Annotated in this window: 1 pseudogene; it reads left to right on the top strand. The window is 66.7% G+C overall.

Annotated elements, in window-relative coordinates:
* A pseudogene (locus ACSC1Q_RS43345) lies at positions 1-204 on the top strand (cytochrome P450); the annotation flags it as partial.

Genomic DNA, 204 nt, shown 5'->3' on the forward strand with positions numbered 1-204 from the left:
GATACCGGAGAACGACTATCGCACGGTCTTCGACAGGTCCAACGTCATCCTCGGAGGCTTCGACCCCGAGTACGTCGGCCTCGACGTGAACACCGTCGCGGAGCGGCTGCTGACCGCGGGGATGGAGCTCCAGCAACTCGTCCAGGACCTCGCCGCGCACCGGGCGGAACACCCCACGGCCGACCTCACCTCGTCGCTGGTCAA

Origin of the sequence: Streptosporangium heterodermiicola (assembly GCF_051390675.1) — a bacterium.
GTDB lineage: Bacteria > Actinomycetota > Actinomycetes > Streptosporangiales > Streptosporangiaceae > Streptosporangium.